Source organism: Microbacterium sp. (genome assembly GCF_030149085.1).
Lineage (GTDB): Bacteria > Actinomycetota > Actinomycetes > Actinomycetales > Microbacteriaceae > Microbacterium.
Genome location: NZ_JASBSF010000206.1, coordinates 1 through 16597, shown reverse-complemented (window position 1 = coordinate 16597; position 16597 = coordinate 1). Strand labels below are relative to the sequence as shown.

The following is a 16597-nucleotide window of genomic DNA, read 5'->3' as shown; positions in this document are numbered from 1 at the left end:
CGAGCCTGTTCGTTCTCGCGCTGTGGGTGGCCGGCGGTGGCCTTCAGGATCTGTGGGGATTCGATGCGGCGGCGCTGAACAGTCTGGGACGCCTGACCGGGCTGATCGCATCCAATCTCCTGCTCTATCAGGTGATCCTTCTTGCGCGTATCCCCCTGTTCGAGCGCGGGTTCGGCCGTGACGGGTTGACCCGGATGCACCGGCTCGTCGGCTTCTGGTCGTTCTCGCTCATGCTCGCTCACATCGCACTTCTGGTGCTCGGTTACGCGGCAGCGGCCGACGTCAACGTCTTCGTCCAGCTCTGGGAGTTCGTGTGGGATTACCCCGGGATGCTTCTCGCAACCGCAGGCACGATCCTGATCATCCTCGTCGCGATCACCTCAATGCGTCGGGCGCGAGCGAAGCTGCGCTACGAGTCGTGGCACCTGCTGCACCTGTACGCGTACCTCGGCGTCGGGCTCGCGCTGCCTCACCAGCTGTGGACCGGCGCCGACTTCCTCTTCTCCCCCGTCGCCACCGGCTATTGGTGGGGACTGTGGGCGATCAGTGCCGCCGCAATCGTCGTCTTCCGCATCCTGGTCCCCCTCGCGCGCTCGCTGCGACACCGGGTGCGAGTCGCCGACGTTCGTCCTGACGGCGTGGGCGGCGTTGCGGTCACCATGACCGGGCGCCGGCTGGATCGCCTGGGTGCGCGCGCAGGCCAGTTCTTCATCTGGCGCTTCCTGGATGGCCCGGGAGCCTCACGGGCGAATCCGTTCTCGTTGGCTGCAGCCCCCGACGGCCGCAGCCTGACGATCTCTGCCCGCATCGTCGGTGACGGCACCGCACGTCTGGCGCGGCTCACTCCCGGCACCCCCGTCCTGTTCGAAGGGCCGTACGGCACGATGACCGGCGACGCTCGCACCGGCTCGAAGCTTCTGATGATCGGTGCGGGCGCCGGGGTCGCGCCGCTGGTTTCCCTGCTTCAAGCCGAGGGTTACGCGCCGGGCGAGGCGACGCTGGTCACCCGCGACCACTCGAAAGAAGCAGCCCTGCGCACAGACGCCATCGGCACTCTCGTCGCGCACCGGGGTCTACGACACATCCCGCTTCCGGGGCCCCGAGCCCGGACAGCATCCTCGTGGCTGCCGGCCTCGCACGCCGCGTGGACGGGCTCCGATGCGCTCCGCCATCTCGCGCCCGACCTCGAGGACTACGACGTGTTCCTCTGCGGACCCGCGCCATGGATGAAGGCCCTCGAGCATGACCTGCGCGCCGCGGGAGTTCACCGCAACCGCATCCATTCCGAGTCATTCACCGTCTGACCCCTCACACCACGGAGCCTCCGATGAAGCGCATCGTTTACGGACTTCTTGCCACCCTGAGCGGCGTCGTCCTCCTGTTCAGCTATCGCACCTCGCTCGAGGCCGTCATGCCGGTTGCAGCCGACGAGACGGCGGGCACCACAACCGTCACCCCCGAGGCCACGCCATCGGCATCCGCCAGCCCGTCGACGACAACCGAGAGTGCAACGTCGACGCCCTCGCCCTCGCCCTCGGCGACCGCCGCTGACTCGACGGCGACCGACAGCACGACAACGACCACGACGGGGCTCGCCGACGGCACCTACACCGGGGATGCGGTGAGCACCCGATACGGAAACGTACAGGTGCAGATCACGATCAGCGGCGGCGTGATCACCGACGTGCAGGTGCCGCAGTATCCGAACAACGATCGCAAGGATCAGCAGATCAATGCGCGAGCGCTGCCGATTCTGATCTCCGACACGACAGAGACTCAGAGCGCCGACATAAGCATGGTGTCGGGCGCTACATACACGAGCGACGGCTACATCCAGTCGCTGCAAAGTGCCCTGGATCAGGCCCAGCAATGACGCGCCTCGCACGTCGCGTGTGGGTCGAGACCATCATGGGTACTGCCGTGTCCGTGCACGCCCATGGGTCTCCGGCTTTCGTCGACGGTCCGCAAACCGCGGCATCCGTGTCTCGAGCGTTCGATGAGCTTCGCGAGGACGACCGCATCTTCTCGACCTATCGCGAGGACTCGGAGATCAGCCGTCTCCGCCGCGGTGAGATCACGCTCGACGATGCGCATCCGCTCGTTGCCGAAGTCGCCACGGCGTGTCGTGACGCCGAGCAGCGCTCCGGCGGCCGATTCTCGGCTACCTGGCGTGGCTGGTTCGACCCGACCGGCTACGTCAAGGGGTGGGCGGTCGAGCGGGCGGCACGGATGCATCTTCTGCCGCTCCTGGCCGCGACCGGCGCGACAGCGATCGGTATCAACGCGGGCGGTGACATGCAGGTGGGCACGGCACCGGGCAGCGAGTGGGTATGGCGTATCGGCATCGCCGACCCGCACCGCGCCGGGGAGGTTCTCGCGATCATGGATGTCGTCGATGGCGCGGTAGCGACCTCGGGAACCGCTGAGCGAGGTGCGCACATCCTGGACCCGCGCTCCGGCGAGCCAGCGACCGACGTTCGCAGCGCAACCGTCGTCGCCGATTCCCTGGCCGAGGCAGACCTCTGGGCAACCGTCGCGGTTGTCGCCGGCGACGACCTGTCGTGGGTGGCAGCGGCTGACTCCCGGTCGGGCATGACGGTGACCGAGGACGGACGCGTTCGGCGATGGGTGGGCGCGACCGAGGTATCGGTCGTCACATACGCGGACTCGGCAGTGCGATGACGAACGTCGTGCCCCCGGATGAGGTCGACTCGACCTCGATCCGGCCCGCGTAACGCGTGAGCACGTCTCGCACCAGCGCGAGCCCGAGTCCGAACCCGCGCCGCCTGCCCGTCTCTGATCCGCGGGCGAACCTCTCGAAGATGCGCTCGGCGTCGGCCGGGTCGATCCCGCTGCCCTGATCGCTGACTCGGATCTCCACGTCGTTACGGGCCGTTGCCGCCGCGATCGTCACCACGCCTCCCCGGGGACTGTGCTGGATCGCGTTGTCGACGACAGCCATCAGGATGCGAGTCAGAGTGGGAAGCGGCATCCGCACAGCCCGGTCGGTCGAGATGACCTCCAGCGTCACGCCGCTGTCATCGGCGAGCGGCTGGAGGCGGGAGACCGCGGCATCCATCGCCTCACCGACGGGCGCGAGAGCCGTCGTCTCGGCCTTGCCTTCGGCTGCCATCAACAGATCGGTGAGCATGTCGTTCATCGCGTCGGCGTCGGAGCGCAGCTGGTCGAGAGCCTCGGCGACGTCTCCCCCGCGTTCCAGGCGACGCTGCGCGATCTGGATGCGACTGGTGAGGGTCGTCAGCGGCGTGCGCAGTTCGTGACTGGCGTCGGCGACGAAGTTCCGCTGCAGCCGCAGCGCTTCGCCGAGCGGCCGCACGGCACGGCGGGCGGCGAATCACGCGATCAGCGACAGGACGATCACGCCCAGGATGCCGAGACCGATCACCCAGGGAAGCACGCGATCGACGTCGACCACGAGATCATCCCCCGACCCGCGATGGCCACCGGGGAAGCCTGTGCCGTGTTCGGCGCTCTCGACTCGTGCCCGCAGCAGAATGACGGTAACCAACACCACCACCCCGAGCGCGATGACGATCGCCGACGCCGCAGCAACCCACACACCCACAGAGAAGGCCGCCCGCTGCACGCGGCGCCGGTCGGCAGCTTCGGGACTCGTCATGACGGCTGCCCGACCCGGTAGCCGCGAGCGCGCACCGTCTCGATCATCTCGGGAACCGACTTTCTCCGGATGTAGTGGACGTAGGTATCGACCGAGCCCGGGGTGTCGCCCTCGTGGAACACGGCACCCAGGATCTCTTCGCGACTGAACACATGCTCGGGACTGGCACTGAGCACATCCAGCAGCGCGGTCTCGGTCGTCGTGAGCGCGACCCGTGCCCCGGACGGCCCGTACAGCGCCTGGGACTCGGGAACGAAGACCCACTCGCCGAGCGCGCGACGGTGCTGCTCTGCGCGGTAGCCGCGCACGAGAGCCCGGATGCGAGCGAGCAACTCGCCGTAGTCGAACGGCTTCACGAGGTAGTCGTTGGCTCCGGCATCCAGTCCCTCGACCCGGTCATCGACGGCGCCGAGGGCGGTCAGCAGCAGGATGGGCGTCGTGATGCGAGCGGTGCGGATTGCGCGCACCAGATCGATTCCGTCGCCACCGGGAAGCCGTCTGTCGATCACCATCACATCGAATCGCTGCTGCAGCGCGCGTGCCCGAGCAGTAGCGACGTCGGAGGCGTGGACGACGGTGTGGAACTCCGAGAGCACCTCGATCGTCATCTGGGCGACGTCCTGGTCGTCTTCGACGTACAGCACGTCGGCGTGCGGACCGCTGTCGTACGGCATGATGCCTCCCGGGGCAACGCTAGCGCGCAGACCTATCCGTCTGCTGGAGCGCGGGGATCCTCCCCAACCGGACTCGGGAATCGTGGACTGTGGATAGTGCCGTCGGGGCGGATGCCGCGGGCTACCGTGGTGGACATGAACCGCCGCCGTCCGCTTCGAGCCGCGTCGATCGTGATCGCTGCGATGCTCGGTGTCGGGGCGCTCGCCGGCTGCGGGCCGGCGGATCCGTCACCCACCCCGACGCCGACCGGATTCGCCTCCGAGGAGGAGGCATTCGCTGCCGCGGAAGCCACCTACCGGGCGTACGTGGATGCCCTGAACCAGGTCGATCTCAGCGACCCCTCGACGTTCGAGGAGGTCTATCGCTGGACCATGGGCGATGCGAATGCGGGAGCTCGAGAATCTTTCTCACAAATGCACGCCGACGGATGGCGCGTCTCCGGCGAAAGCAAGATCGTTTCCGTTCAGCCTCCCGAGGGTGGCGACCGTCCCGATGACGTCGGTCTTGCGATCGCTTGCCTAGATGTGTCTGCTGTCACGCTCGACGATGCAGAAGGCACTTCCGTCGTCGACCCCGACCGTCCCGACATACAAGCCATAGCGATAAAGGTGGTCCCATGGAACACCCGCACGGGAGCTGTCATCCAGTCGCTCGATGGTGGTGACGCAAGCGAATGCGCTCAGTAATCCGGGCTGGCGCCGTTTGCCTACTGGTGGGCCTATGCCTGACGTTCTCAAGCGTCGCTAGCGTGGCTGCGTCAACGGCTTGTGCTGGCGGATCTCCTTGGCAGGGCAATTGCAGCGTGTCCAACAACGGGAGCCAGGTCGACGTCGGCGGCACCGCGAACCAGCCGGGCTCTGGCGGCGGATCCGGAAAAGGCGGCACGGGCGGGTCCCAGGGCGGGGGCGGCTCCAGCGGCAACTCCGGAACGGCCGAGAGCTCCCCGGCCACCGAGGAGTGCCCCATCGTCGGGTGCCGAGGCAACTACACCGTCGTCACGTATCCGGATGTGACGATCGACGATCTCGCGAGTTTCGTCCCAGCGCGCCCGAGCCTCGGTGGCGAGCCCGCCGGTTTCGGCGTCGTGGGGACCCCCACGAACATCGTGGCCGCGGCATCCACGCACACCCTCACCGGCCCGCTGCTCGGATGGGATGTGACAGTGAGGTTCCGACCGGCCGGCTACGTGTTCGACTACGGCGACGGATCGAGTGCTCGGACAACGACTGGCGGTGCGACCTGGGCTTCGCTCGGACTCCCCCAGTTCAGCCCGACCTCTACGAGCCACGTGTATCGCGAGCGCGGCACGTACACCGTGTCCCTCACGCTCCAGTACGCGGCTGACGTCGACTTCGGCAGCGGATGGCGCCCGGTTCCGGGGTACGTCAACGCCCCGGCACCGCCGTACACCCTCGAGGTTCTCGAGGTCCGCACAGCCCTGGTCGATCGGACTTGCGCCGAGAACCCCACCGGCCCCGGCTGCTGAGAGGCCTTGCCCTCCGCGCGGCAGTCCCATCGTCGGGGGCGCGTGCCAGGATGGGCGCGTGACCGAACGATTGATGTTGCTCGACTCCGCGTCGCTGTACTTCCGCGCGTTTTACGGCGTGCCCGACACGGTGAAGGCGCCGAACGGGATGCCGGTCAACGCGGTGCGCGGATTCCTCGACATGATCGCGAAACTCGTCACCACATACGAGCCGACGCACCTCGTGGCCTGCTGGGACGACGACTGGCGTCCGCAATGGCGGGTCGACCTCATCCCGTCTTACAAAACCCACCGGGTCGTCGAGGTCGTCGCGGGAGGCCCGGATGTCGAGGAGGTCCCGGATCCCCTCGAGGTGCAAGTGCCGCTCATCCGCGAGGCACTCGCCGCCCTCGGGATCACGATCATCGGCGCCGCCGAGCACGAGGCCGATGACGTCATCGGCACCCTCGCCACCCTGGCGACGATGCCCGTCGATATCGTCACGGGCGACCGCGACCTCTTCCAGCTCGTCGACGACGAGCGAAGCATCCGTGTCATCTACACCGCCCGCGGCATGAGCAACCTCGAACTCGTCACCGATCGCACCGTCGTGACCAAGTACGGCGTGCTGCCGAGTCAGTACGCCGATTTCGCAACGCTTCGCGGTGACAGCTCCGACGGGCTACCCGGAGTCGCCGGCATCGGCGAGAAGACGGCGGCTATGCTCCTGGCCGCGCACGGCGACCTTGCCGGCATCATCGCCGCCGCCGAGCGAGGCGAGGGAATGTCGGCTGGTGTTCGAGCGAAGATCGCCGCGGGGCTCGACTACCTGGAGGTGGCTCCCACCGTCGTCGAGGTGGTGCGCACGCTCGATCTTCCCCAGCCTGACACGCAACTGCGTCCGCTCGACGACGATCAGCGCGTGGCCGCGGTCACCCTCGCTGAAACGTGGTCGCTCGGAGCGTCGGTTTCACGGGTCATCGAGGCGCTCGCCACGACACGATGACAGCCGCGACCAGCAGCACGCAGTAGGCGAGCACGACGACAAGGGATGCCAGCAGCACGGCATCCCACCCGCCTGTCGCCTCGTGCAGCGCACCCATGGCTGGGGCGGCGAGGGCCGCGGCGGCGTAGCCGCCGCCCTGCACGAGCGCCGACATCCCGGCAGCCTCTGCGTCGGAGCGAGCGATCGCGACGATCGTGCTGAAGATCACCACGAACCCGCCAGCGTGTCCGATGGCTCCGAAGCTCAGCCAAAGCGCTGCCCACTCGGGCGCGATGATCATGCCGAGCGTCAGCAAGATCCACGACGCGCCAATGGCAATCGCAGGAACGATCCGCGGCGTGAACCGGGCGAGCAGCGGAACAATGAACGCCCCCACCACGGCAACACCGTGGAAGAACGCCGTCAAACCGCCCGCTGCTGCTGCGCTGACCCCGAGATCGTCGGCGATGAGTGTGGGCAACCAGGTGGCGAACCCGTAGTACACGGCGGCCTGCCCTGCGAACGCGAGCAGAAGCATCCATGGCACCGGGTTCCGGAACATCGAATCGCCGCGCGTCGCCCGTCTCCCGAGCGGCACAGGCACCGGGCCGGTGAGGGTGTCGGCCTCGCGATCGGCGACGGATGCCGCGCCCGGGCGCTGCGCACCCGAGAACCGCTCGCCCCACAGCTCCCCGCGCGCGGCGGCCCGGCGCAGATGCAGGCCCCACAGCAGCATCCCGGCGATCGTGATCACCGACCACGCGACCAGGGCGAGGTTCCACCCGATCACCGAGGCGATCGGCACCGTCAGCAGCGAGGTCAGCAGCGATCCGGCGTTGAGCATCGCGACGTAGCCGGCGGTGACCAGGGCCACCCGCTCCGGCGCGACATCACGGCGAATGATGACCGGGATGACGACGTTTCCAACGGTGATGGATGCGCCGATCACGATCATCCCGGCGAGCATCCACCCGAAGCCCGGAACGGCGCGCAGGAAGGTGCCCAGCAGAACGCCCGTGAGAGTGATCATGAGCGCGAGCTCTGCTCCGGCGCGACGGATGACGAGAGCTGCCACCGGGGTCAACAACGCGAACATCAGCACGGGGGCAGTTGTGAGCAGGCCCGCGGTGGCCGCTCCAATGCCGAGATCGGTCTCGATCTGCCGCAGCACAGGTGTCGGTGAGACGATGGGTCCGCGAAGGCTCAGCGCGGCGACCAGGATGCCGGCGATGACCAACCCGGCGGCGCCTCCGGCGGCACCGGGAGTGATGCGTCGGTCGGAAGCCACCCGTCGAGTCTAGGGTCGCGCCAGCGGCTCACCGCGTCGCGCGAGTTGCGACTTAAATACCCCTAGGGGTATAGTCGCATTACGAACGTCACCGACCAGATGACCCCGGAAGGACATCCCCCATGTGCTCTCAGATTCGTTGCTCGTCATGCGGCAAGATCACCTGGACCGGCTGCGGCATGCACGTCGAGCAGGCGCTCGCCGGCGTTCCCAAAGACCAGCTCTGCACCTGCAACTGACGACGCCCGCACTCAGCGTCGCGTCGCGGTCCACTCCCGAAGGCGTGCCAGCGGCCACGTCGTGACGATCCGGTCTGGCGGAACCCCCAGCCTCTCCGCGCGCTCAGCGCCGTAGTCCAAGAGCGAAAGGTGACCGGGCGCGTGGGCGTCGGAGTCGATCGAGAACAGACATCCCTTCTCGATAGCGAGCGTGATCAGCTCATCCGGCGGGTCCTCGCGTTCCGGACGCGAGTTGATCTCGACCGCGACACCGGCTTCTGCGCACGCCTCGAACACCCGATCCGCGTTGAAGTCGGATGGCGGCCTCGTCCCCCGCTGGCCGCTGACGAGTCGCCCCGTCACGTGACCGAGAACATCGACCCTGCCGCTTCGCACGGCGCGAAGCATCCTCGCCGTCATGGGGCCGCGCTCCATCCGCAGCTTTGAGTGAACTGACGCCACAACGATGTCGAGCGAGCGCAGTAGTTCGTCCTGCTGATCAAGCCCGCCGTCCTCGAGGATGTCGACCTCGATGCCCGTGAGCAGGGTGAACCGGTCGTCACGGAAGCTTTCCACGATCGGGATCTGATCGCGCAGTCGCTGGGCCGACAGACCGTTCGCCACGCGCAGCCGCGGCGAGTGGTCTGTCAGCGCGAGATACTCGCGTCCGAGCTCGCGCGCCGCCTTCACCATCGCCGCGATCGGCGTCGTGCCGTCCGACCAGTCCGAATGGCTGTGCAGGTCGCCCCGCAGCTGCGCACTGAGCGCGGACGGCCGGATGCCGGCCCGCTCCCGCAGTTCCGCGAGATAGTCCGGAACGCGCCCCTCACGAGCCTGCACGATCACCGCGAGCGTCGAGTCTCCGATTCCCTTCCGGCGCCGCAACCCCGCCGTATCGGCCAACTGCGCGGCATCCAGTCTTTCGATCGCTGCCGCGGCGGCACGAAACGCCTTCGCCTTGTAGCGGATCGCCCGCTCGCGCTCCAGAAGCAGGGCGATCTCGATCAGCGCGTCGTACGGCTGCAGCTCCGGCTCGCTCATGACGCCCAGCCTGACACGCCCTACCGACGCGCGCACCGACATCTGCAGGTAGGCAAAATCCCGGGCGTAGGTCGACTGCTGTTGCGATCGACCTACGCCCGGGAGAAGTCCTACCTCCGCGAGGAGGATCGGCAGGGCGTCAGCGCGTCAGGGTGTAACTCCCGCGCGCTTGACGACGACGGGGGCGCTGGCGAGGCGGTGGAGGGCCCAGCCGAACAGGATGGAGAGCACACCGATGCCCATCGCGAAAGCGGACACACCGAAGCTGACGACCGAGGTGAACAAGGATGCCCGCAGGAACGACGCGTTCATCATGGTCGCGCGCACCGGGTCTTCACGGTCGAGCTCGGCGTAGGTGGCACCGCCGGATGCCTCGAGGGCGTGGTGCTGAATGATGTCGGCCTGCACGTAGGCGGTGAAGGGACCGGCAACGGTCTGACCCTGGAAGGCGATCGCATCGTCGGGGATCGTGATGTTCTCGGCGCGCAGCTGGCTCGAGACGGTTGCCCACACGACGATGCCCACGATGATGAGCAGGGCGCCACCGACGATGCCGAGGATCCCCACCACCTTCACGAGACCGAGGTTGCGGGCGGGCGCCTGAACAGTGTCAGTGGCGCTGGCTGTTTCGGTGGCGGACATGGCGATTTCTCCTTCAGGGACATGCATCGTCGGGGGGATTCGGCGGTGTATCTCACCGTCGACATCCACGCTACGAAGCCGGCCCCCCTACGGAAAGTGACGTAGGTCCCCCGACGAGAAATTCGGCGAATGACCCAGATCAGGGCGCGAGCGCGGCAGTCGCCTCAGCCCACGCGTGCAGTTTGGCTGCAGCCGCACCCGAGTCGATGGCGGCAGCGGCATCCGCTTGCGCGTCCCGCAGGCGCTCCACGATCGGCAGCTGTGCCTGCGCGGCATCCTGCGACAGCCGGTACGCCACAATTCCCGCCGCCGCGTTCAGCAGCACGATGTCACGCACGGGTCCAGCGTCTCCCGCCAACACGCGCCGAACGATCTCGGCGTTGTGATCGGGAGCACCGCCACGCAGATCGTCGAGGGTCGCCAGGGGGATGCCGAGGTCACGCGGGTCGAGATCGTGCTCGTGGATGTCGCCACGCGACACCTCCCAGATGCGGCTGTGACCGGTGGTCGTGAGTTCGTCCAGCCCGTCGTCGCCGCGGAAGACGAGTGCCGTGGCGCCGCGGGTCCGGAACACGCCGGTGATGAGGGGCACGCGGTCCAGGTGCGCAACCCCCACCGCATTGGCCTCGGCGCGGGCGGGATTGCACAGCGGGCCGAGGAAATTGAAAACCGTGGGGACCCCGAGCTCGGCGCGCGTAGGCCCGGCGTGTCGGAAACCCGGGTGGAACGCGGCGGCGAACGCGAAGGTGATGCCCGCCCGGTCGAGGACCTCGGCCACGGCATCCGGACTCAGCCGCAGATCGACGCCGAGAGCCGACAGCACATCGGAAGACCCGGATGCCGAACTCGCCGCCTTGTTCCCGTGTTTGACGACGGGGATCCCCGTGGCCGCCGCGACGATCGAGGCCGTCGTGGAGACGTTCACGGTGCGGTGACGGTCACCACCGGTTCCGACGATGTCCAGAACGTGAGGATCCACCGGAAGCGGCAACGCGGCCTCCAGGATCGCGTCGCGGAAACCCACGATTTCGTCTACGGTCTCGCCCTTGGCGCGCAGGGCGATGAGGAATCCTGCCAACTGTGACGGCGTCGCCTCCCCCGCCATGATCTGACGCATCGCCCACGTCGACTCCGACACGCTGAGGTCCTCGCCCTCGAGGAGCGCACTGATGATCGAGGACCAGGACGGCTGCTGGGTCATGGCTCCGAGCGTAGCGGGGCGGGCAACTGAGGTGCGCCTAAGTCGCAAGCCACCTCACATCAGTGGTGGCTCATGCGAAACCCCAGGCAAATCTTCAGCCATAATGAAGAATGTGACCACCAGCTCAGCGACGTACTCCCAGGCCATGCGGTCGGTCAAGCGACCCGACCCGGTCGCAGTTGGAACCATCGTGTGGCTCGGCAGCGAAGTCATGTTCTTCGCCGGCCTTTTCGCGATCTATTTCACACTGCGAAGCACCTCCCCCGACCTGTGGGCCCAAGAGACCCAGCTGTTGAACGTCCCGTTCGCTGCGGTCAACACCACGATCCTGGTGCTCTCATCCGTCACCTGTCAGATGGGTGTGTTCGCCGCTGAGCGTTTCCAGCCGTACACGGTCAAGACCAACCGGTTCCGCGACCGCTGGGGCATGGTCGAGTGGTTCTGGCTGACCTTTGCTCTCGGCGCCATCTTCGTGTCGGGCCAGGTGTGGGAGTACGCCCAGCTCGTCGCCGAAGGGATGCCAATCCAGGCGAACGCGTACGCCTCGGCGTTCTACCTGACGACCGGCTTCCACGCCCTGCACGTGACCGGTGGCCTCATCGCCTTCCTCCTCGTGATCGGACGCGCCTACGCGGTCAAGAACTTCGGCCGCAAGGAGATGACCTCGTCGATCGTCGTGTCGTACTACTGGCACTTCGTCGACGTCGTCTGGATCGCCCTGTTCTTCGTCATCTACTTCCTCAAGTAACCCGAGCGGAGCTGAATCACCCTCATGGCACGACAGACCAAGCGCCGCTCGACCGGCCGCCGGAGCCCCTGGGCAGCGACCGCACTGATCGGCATCGGACTGCTCATCACCGGCGGCGTCTACGCTGGCGCCTCCGCCGCGATGGCAGCCACCGAGCCTGACACCGCAACAGCCACGAGCCTCACGATCGAAGACGGCAAGAAGCTGTTCCAGGCCAACTGCGCTACCTGCCACGGACTTGACCTGCAGGGCACCGAGAACGGCCCGTCCCTCTACGGTGTCGGGGCTGTCGCCGTCGACTTCCAGGTCGGGACCGGCCGGATGCCGCTGCAGATGCAGGGTCCTCAGGCTCCCCAGAAGCCGGTGCAGTTCACCGACGATCAGATCCTCGCGATGGCCAACTACGTGCAGTCCGTCGCGCCGGGTCCCGACTTCCCGGACCCGGAGATCCTCGACGGTGAAGGCGATGTCGCGCGCGGAGCTGAGCTGTTCCGCATCAACTGCGCAATGTGTCACAACGTCGCCGGCGCCGGTGGCGCCCTGACGGAGGGCAAGTACGCTCCGGCCCTGACCGAGGTGAGCGCCCTGCACATCTACGCCGCCATGGTCACCGGCCCCCAGAACATGCCGGTGTTCAACAACATGTACCTGACCGACGAGGACAAGCGAGACATCATCTCGTCGCTGCTGTACATCCAGCAGACCGAGTCCCCCGGCGGGTTCAAGCTCGGGTCGCTCGGACCGGTCGCTGAGGGTCTGTTCATCTGGATCTTCGGTATCAGCACCCTGATCGGTATCACCGTGTGGATCACGGCGAAATCCAACTGACCCCGCACACCGAATACGTAGCAAGACGCTAGAGGAGCACCATGGCACACGAGGACGACCCGCACGGCCTCGACAGGGCGTCGTACCAGCCCTCGTCGGGAACGGCCGTCGCCGTCACCGACCCCGTGCGTAACCCCGAGCTTCCGCCGCACCGTGAGCGGATGACCGACAAGGACCCGGCGGCGATGAAGCGCGCCGTCCGCACGATCTACACGCTCTTCTACATCTCGGTCGCGGGGTCATTGTGGGCGGTCGCCGCCTACATGATCTTCCCGATCGAGAGCGGTGAGATCCCCGCGATCCGCGATAACAACCTCTTCATCGGGCTCGGCATCGCCCTCGCGCTGCTGGCGATCGGTGTCGCGGCGATCCACTGGTCCAAGGCGGTGATGTCCGACAAGGAGCACACCGAGGCGCGCCACCCCACCCGCGGCACCGACGCGACCCGTGCGGGCGCCGTCGCTGTCTTCGAAGCGGCCAACGAAGAGTCCGGGTTCGGTCGGCGCACCGTCATCCGGGGCGGCCTCTTCGCCGCTCTGATCGCCTCGATCCTCCCGGCCATCACCCTCTTCCGCGGCCTCGCCCCCGAGAACACCCCCGAGCGCCCGAACGCGGGCAACCCGGTGTATCTGCTTAGCCACACGATGTGGAAGCCGGGGATGCGTCTTGCCAAGGACCCCGAGGGAACCCCGATCAAGGCATCCGAGGTCACCCTCGGCTCGGCAGTCCACGTGATCCCCGAGCCGCTCGCCGACCTCAGCCACGAAGAGGGCTACCTCGAAGAGAAGGCCAAGGCCATCGTGCTGCTGGTGCGCATGCTCCCCGAGCAGATCACCGAGACGCCCGAGCGGGCAAGCTGGTCGTACGACGGCATCGTCGCGTACTCGAAGGTCTGCACCCACGTCGGCTGCCCGGTGGCTCTCTACGAGCAGCAGACGCACCACCTGCTGTGCCCCTGCCACCAGTCGCAGTTCGACGTGTCGGACGGCGCGAAGGTCATCTTCGGCCCCGCTGCCCGCCCGCTGCCACAGCTGCCCATCGAGGTGGATGACGAGGGCTACCTCGTCGCGCAGAGCGACTTCACCGAACCCGTCGGCCCGAGCTTCTGGGAGCGCCATTGAGCACCGCCACCGCTACTGACGAGACGGCCGTCGGTACCACCAGAGAAAAGCCGCCCGGCGGCCGATTCGTCGGCGCCACCGCGAACTACCTCGATGAGCGCACCAGCCTCTCGGGCCTGGTCAAAGAGCTCGGTCGCAAGATCTTCCCCGACCACTGGTCGTTCATGCTCGGTGAGATCGCCCTGTGGAGCTTCGTCGTCGTCCTCCTCTCGGGAACGTTCCTGACCTTCTTCTTCCAGGCATCGATGGTTCCCACCCACTACACGGGTGCATACATCCCGATGCGTGGCGTGGAGATGTCGGCGGCTCTCGACTCGACCCTGCGGATCTCGTTCGACATCCGCGGCGGCCTGCTCGTGCGCCAGATCCACCACTGGGCAGCTCTCGTGTTCATCGCCGGTATCGGCGTGCACATGCTTCGCGTGTTCTTCACCGGTGCGTTCCGCAAGCCCCGCGAACTGAACTGGCTGATCGGCTTCGTGCTGTTCGTCCTCGCGATGGGTGAGGGCTTCACCGGCTACTCGCTGCCCGACGACCTGCTCTCGGGCAACGGTCTGCGAATCATCGACGGCATGATCAAGGGCATCCCGCTCATCGGCACCTGGACCTCGTTCCTGCTGTTCGGTGGCGAGTTCCCCGGGATGCAGATCGTGGGACGCCTGTACACGCTGCACATCCTGCTGCTGCCTGCGATCCTCGTCGCACTGCTGGCGGCGCACTTGATCCTGATGATCATCAACAAGCACACGCAGTTCGCCGGCCCCGGCCGGTCGAACGACAACGTCGTGGGCTACCCGATGCTCCCGGTCTACGCCTCGAAGATGGGTGGGTTCTTCTTCATCGTCTTCGGTGTGATCGTGCTGATCGCATCCCTCTTCACGATCAACCCGGTCTGGAACTACGGCCCCTACGACCCGTCTCCGGTGTCTGCGGGTACCCAGCCCGACTGGTACATCGGCTTTGCCGACGGTGCGCTGCGTCTTGTGCCGCCGCACCTGGAGTCGGTGTTCTGGGATCACACCTGGTCGTGGAACATCATCCTGCCGATCACGGTGCTCGTGCTCTTCATCGCACTGGTCGCGTTCTACCCCTTCATCGAGGCGTGGATCACCGGCGACAAGCGCGAGCACCACATCGCGCAGCGTCCGCGCAACGCCCCGACCCGCACCGCCATCGGCGCCGCCGGCGTCACCTTCTACGCGGTGCTGTGGGCAGCGGCATCCTCCGACATCATCGCCACCCACTTCTGGGTGACGATGGAGGGTGTCATCCACACGCTGCAGGCTCTGCTGTTCGTGGGTCCGGTCATCGCCTACTTCGTCACGAAGCGCATCGCTATCGCGCTCCAGAAGAAGGACCGCGAGATCGCCCTTCACGGCTACGAGTCGGGCCGCATCGTCCGCCTCCCCGGTGGTGAGTACATCGAGGTTCACCAGCCCGTCGACGAGTACGAGCGCTGGAAGCTCGTGGACTTCGAGATCTACGAGCCGCTGGTCGTTCGTCCGAACTCGGGTGGGCAGATTCCGTGGCACCAGAACTTCCGTGCCTCGCTGTCGCGCTGGTTCTTCGAAGACCGCCTCGCTCCTGTCACGCAGGCCGAGGTCGACGAGGCGCTCTCGCACCAGCACCACGAGCTCGACCACATCGCCGAGCAGGAGGATGCCGAGATCCAGGCGATGCACGAGCGCGCCGGGGTTCCGGATGCTCCGCACCACCCGATCACCGACGGCAAGCAGTCCGAGACGGCTGTGCGCCCGACGAACGTGATCGTCACTGACGAGGTCGTGGAGAACACGGCTGCCGATAAGGGCACGTCGAACACGGATGTCGATCCTGACGACGACGTTCACCCCAGCGGCGACACGAAGTAGTCCCGAACCAACCAGTGCGCGGGCCCGGCATCCACGGATGTCGGGCCCGCGCCGTTGCCCGCATCTCACTGCAGCGGGCAATGGCAGGATCCGGCCGAAACGTGGCCGCAGGAGGGTGCCTGCGGCGCTCTCAATGTCATGACTTGCCTCTAGTGTCGGCATCATGAGCAGCGCAGACTTCTTCGCCACCCGCCTCGCCCACGAGACCGATCCGTCGGACGTGTACGCCGCTCAGAAGGCCGGAGAAGACATCGTGCTCGTCGATGTGCGCGGCGTCGACGCCTGGCGCCAGGGACGCATCACCGGCGCGATCCATATGCCCTACCGCGAGATCGCGGAGCGCGCCCCGCGCGAGATTGCCCCGGACGCCACTGTCGTCGTGTACTGCTGGAGCCCGGGCTGCAACGCCGGCGTCAAGGGAGCGCTCGAGTTCGCAAAGCTCGGCTACGCGGTCAAGGAGATGATCGGGGGGTTCGAATACTGGGCACGGGAAGGCCAGCCGACCGAGAACGATGACGGTCCGCTCCCCCGCGAGTTCGACCCGCTCGTGATGGTCGTGCGCCGGTGAACGAGGGGTCCGATTCCCGCCAGTGCCCTGGCCGCCCCGGCGAGTAGCGTGACCGTCGTGTCCTCGTCGCCGACTCTCGCGCCAGCGCGCTCCAGCACCGTGGTCCTCATGTTCGCGGCGCTGTCGCTGGTGTGGGGAGCGAGTTTCCTCTTCATGAAGGTTGCGGTTGACTCCTTCGACCCTGCTCAGGTGGCTCTGGGACGCATCATCCTGGGCTCTGTCACGCTCGCCACGATCATGGCACTCACGCGTCGACGGTGGCCGCGCGAAGGCCGCCTGTGGGTGCACATGATCGTCGTGGCGGTC

Annotated in this window: 19 protein-coding genes; 12 read left to right on the top strand and 7 right to left on the bottom strand. The window is 67.0% G+C overall.

Going from position 1 to position 16597, the window contains the following annotated elements; all coding sequences use genetic code 11:
• The 3 genes from Q1V87_RS08300 to Q1V87_RS08290 all read left to right on the top strand — a co-directional run.
• Window positions 1-1304 (top strand): ferredoxin reductase family protein (locus tag Q1V87_RS08300; protein WP_300591671.1); only part of this gene is annotated, 1304 nt, incomplete at its 5' end.
• A gap of 23 nt (window positions 1305-1327) precedes the next feature.
• Window positions 1328-1873: an FMN-binding protein gene (locus tag Q1V87_RS08295; protein ID WP_300591670.1), complete on the top strand. Its 546-nt coding sequence runs from the start codon at window positions 1328-1330 to the stop codon at window positions 1871-1873.
• The gene (locus Q1V87_RS08290; RefSeq protein ID WP_300591669.1) at window positions 1870-2682 is read left to right on the top strand and encodes an FAD:protein FMN transferase; all 813 of its coding nucleotides are present in this window, start codon (window positions 1870-1872) and stop codon (window positions 2680-2682) included. Before Q1V87_RS08295 ends, Q1V87_RS08290 begins: the two co-directional genes overlap by 4 nt.
• Here the strand turns inward: Q1V87_RS08290 and Q1V87_RS08285 are convergent.
• The 3 genes from Q1V87_RS08285 to Q1V87_RS08275 are packed head-to-tail and all read right to left on the bottom strand — an operon-like array spanning window position 2654 to window position 4314.
• Entirely contained in the window at window positions 2654-3337 is a 684-nt protein-coding gene (locus Q1V87_RS08285; RefSeq protein ID WP_300591668.1) for a HAMP domain-containing sensor histidine kinase, read from the bottom strand. The two genes, Q1V87_RS08290 and Q1V87_RS08285, sit on opposite strands and share 29 nt — an antisense overlap.
• A gap of 18 nt (window positions 3338-3355) precedes the next feature.
• Window positions 3356-3640 carry a hypothetical protein gene (locus Q1V87_RS08280; protein WP_300591667.1) on the bottom strand — a complete coding sequence of 95 codons (285 nt, stop codon included), beginning with the start codon at window positions 3638-3640 and terminating at the stop codon, window positions 3356-3358.
• The gene (locus Q1V87_RS08275; protein ID WP_300591666.1) at window positions 3637-4314 is read right to left on the bottom strand and encodes a response regulator transcription factor; all 678 of its coding nucleotides are present in this window, start codon (window positions 4312-4314) and stop codon (window positions 3637-3639) included. Before Q1V87_RS08275 ends, Q1V87_RS08280 begins: the two co-directional genes overlap by 4 nt.
• A gap of 135 nt (window positions 4315-4449) precedes the next feature.
• On the opposite strand from Q1V87_RS08275, the gene Q1V87_RS08270 reads away from it, so the two are divergent.
• The 3 genes from Q1V87_RS08270 to Q1V87_RS08260 all read left to right on the top strand — a co-directional run bounded on the left by Q1V87_RS08270 (window position 4450) and on the right by Q1V87_RS08260 (window position 6786).
• On the top strand, window positions 4450-5001 hold the full coding sequence (locus tag Q1V87_RS08270; protein WP_300591665.1) for a hypothetical protein: 552 nt from the start codon (window positions 4450-4452) through the stop codon (window positions 4999-5001).
• Window positions 5002-5117: 116 nt separating this feature from the next.
• Window positions 5118-5801, top strand: a complete 684-nt coding sequence (locus Q1V87_RS08265; RefSeq protein ID WP_300591664.1) for a hypothetical protein — start codon at window positions 5118-5120, stop codon at window positions 5799-5801.
• 58 nt (window positions 5802-5859) lie between these two features.
• A complete protein-coding gene (locus Q1V87_RS08260; protein WP_300591663.1) occupies window positions 5860-6786 on the top strand; it encodes a 5'-3' exonuclease in 927 nt (308 codons plus the stop codon).
• Here the strand turns inward: Q1V87_RS08260 and Q1V87_RS08255 are convergent.
• The 4 genes from Q1V87_RS08255 to trpD form a co-directional block, all read right to left on the bottom strand.
• Window positions 6758-8053, bottom strand: a complete 1296-nt coding sequence (locus Q1V87_RS08255) for a CynX/NimT family MFS transporter (protein ID WP_300591662.1) — start codon at window positions 8051-8053, stop codon at window positions 6758-6760. The two genes, Q1V87_RS08260 and Q1V87_RS08255, sit on opposite strands and share 29 nt — an antisense overlap.
• A gap of 251 nt (window positions 8054-8304) precedes the next feature.
• Window positions 8305-9297 (bottom strand): PHP domain-containing protein, encoded by a 993-nt coding sequence (locus tag Q1V87_RS08250; RefSeq protein ID WP_300591672.1) that lies wholly within the window; start codon window positions 9295-9297, stop codon window positions 8305-8307.
• 162 nt (window positions 9298-9459) lie between these two features.
• Entirely contained in the window at window positions 9460-9954 is a 495-nt protein-coding gene (locus Q1V87_RS08245) for an aromatic ring-opening dioxygenase LigA (protein ID WP_300591661.1), read from the bottom strand.
• A 139-nt stretch (window positions 9955-10093) separates the two neighbouring features.
• The gene (gene trpD / locus Q1V87_RS08240; RefSeq protein WP_292734122.1) at window positions 10094-11155 is read right to left on the bottom strand and encodes an anthranilate phosphoribosyltransferase; all 1062 of its coding nucleotides are present in this window, start codon (window positions 11153-11155) and stop codon (window positions 10094-10096) included.
• Between the two features lie 103 nt (window positions 11156-11258).
• Between trpD and Q1V87_RS08235 the strand changes: the two genes are divergently transcribed.
• From Q1V87_RS08235 to Q1V87_RS08210, 6 genes are all read left to right on the top strand, one after another.
• Complete coding sequence (locus Q1V87_RS08235; RefSeq protein ID WP_300591660.1) at window positions 11259-11903, top strand: heme-copper oxidase subunit III; 645 nt, start codon at window positions 11259-11261, stop codon at window positions 11901-11903.
• A 24-nt stretch (window positions 11904-11927) separates the two neighbouring features.
• The gene (locus Q1V87_RS08230) at window positions 11928-12731 is read left to right on the top strand and encodes a cytochrome c (protein ID WP_300591659.1); all 804 of its coding nucleotides are present in this window, start codon (window positions 11928-11930) and stop codon (window positions 12729-12731) included.
• 41 nt (window positions 12732-12772) lie between these two features.
• Window positions 12773-13852: a ubiquinol-cytochrome c reductase iron-sulfur subunit gene (locus tag Q1V87_RS08225; protein ID WP_300591658.1), complete on the top strand. Its 1080-nt coding sequence runs from the start codon at window positions 12773-12775 to the stop codon at window positions 13850-13852.
• A complete protein-coding gene (locus Q1V87_RS08220; protein ID WP_300591657.1) occupies window positions 13849-15723 on the top strand; it encodes a cytochrome bc complex cytochrome b subunit in 1875 nt (624 codons plus the stop codon). Before Q1V87_RS08225 ends, Q1V87_RS08220 begins: the two co-directional genes overlap by 4 nt.
• 163 nt (window positions 15724-15886) lie before the next feature.
• Window positions 15887-16291, top strand: a complete 405-nt coding sequence (locus tag Q1V87_RS08215) for a rhodanese-like domain-containing protein (RefSeq protein WP_228178618.1) — start codon at window positions 15887-15889, stop codon at window positions 16289-16291.
• Window positions 16292-16339: 48 nt separating this feature from the next.
• Window positions 16340-16597, top strand: a 258-nt coding sequence (locus Q1V87_RS08210) for an EamA family transporter (RefSeq protein WP_300591656.1), incomplete at its 3' end; no start/stop codon positions are given.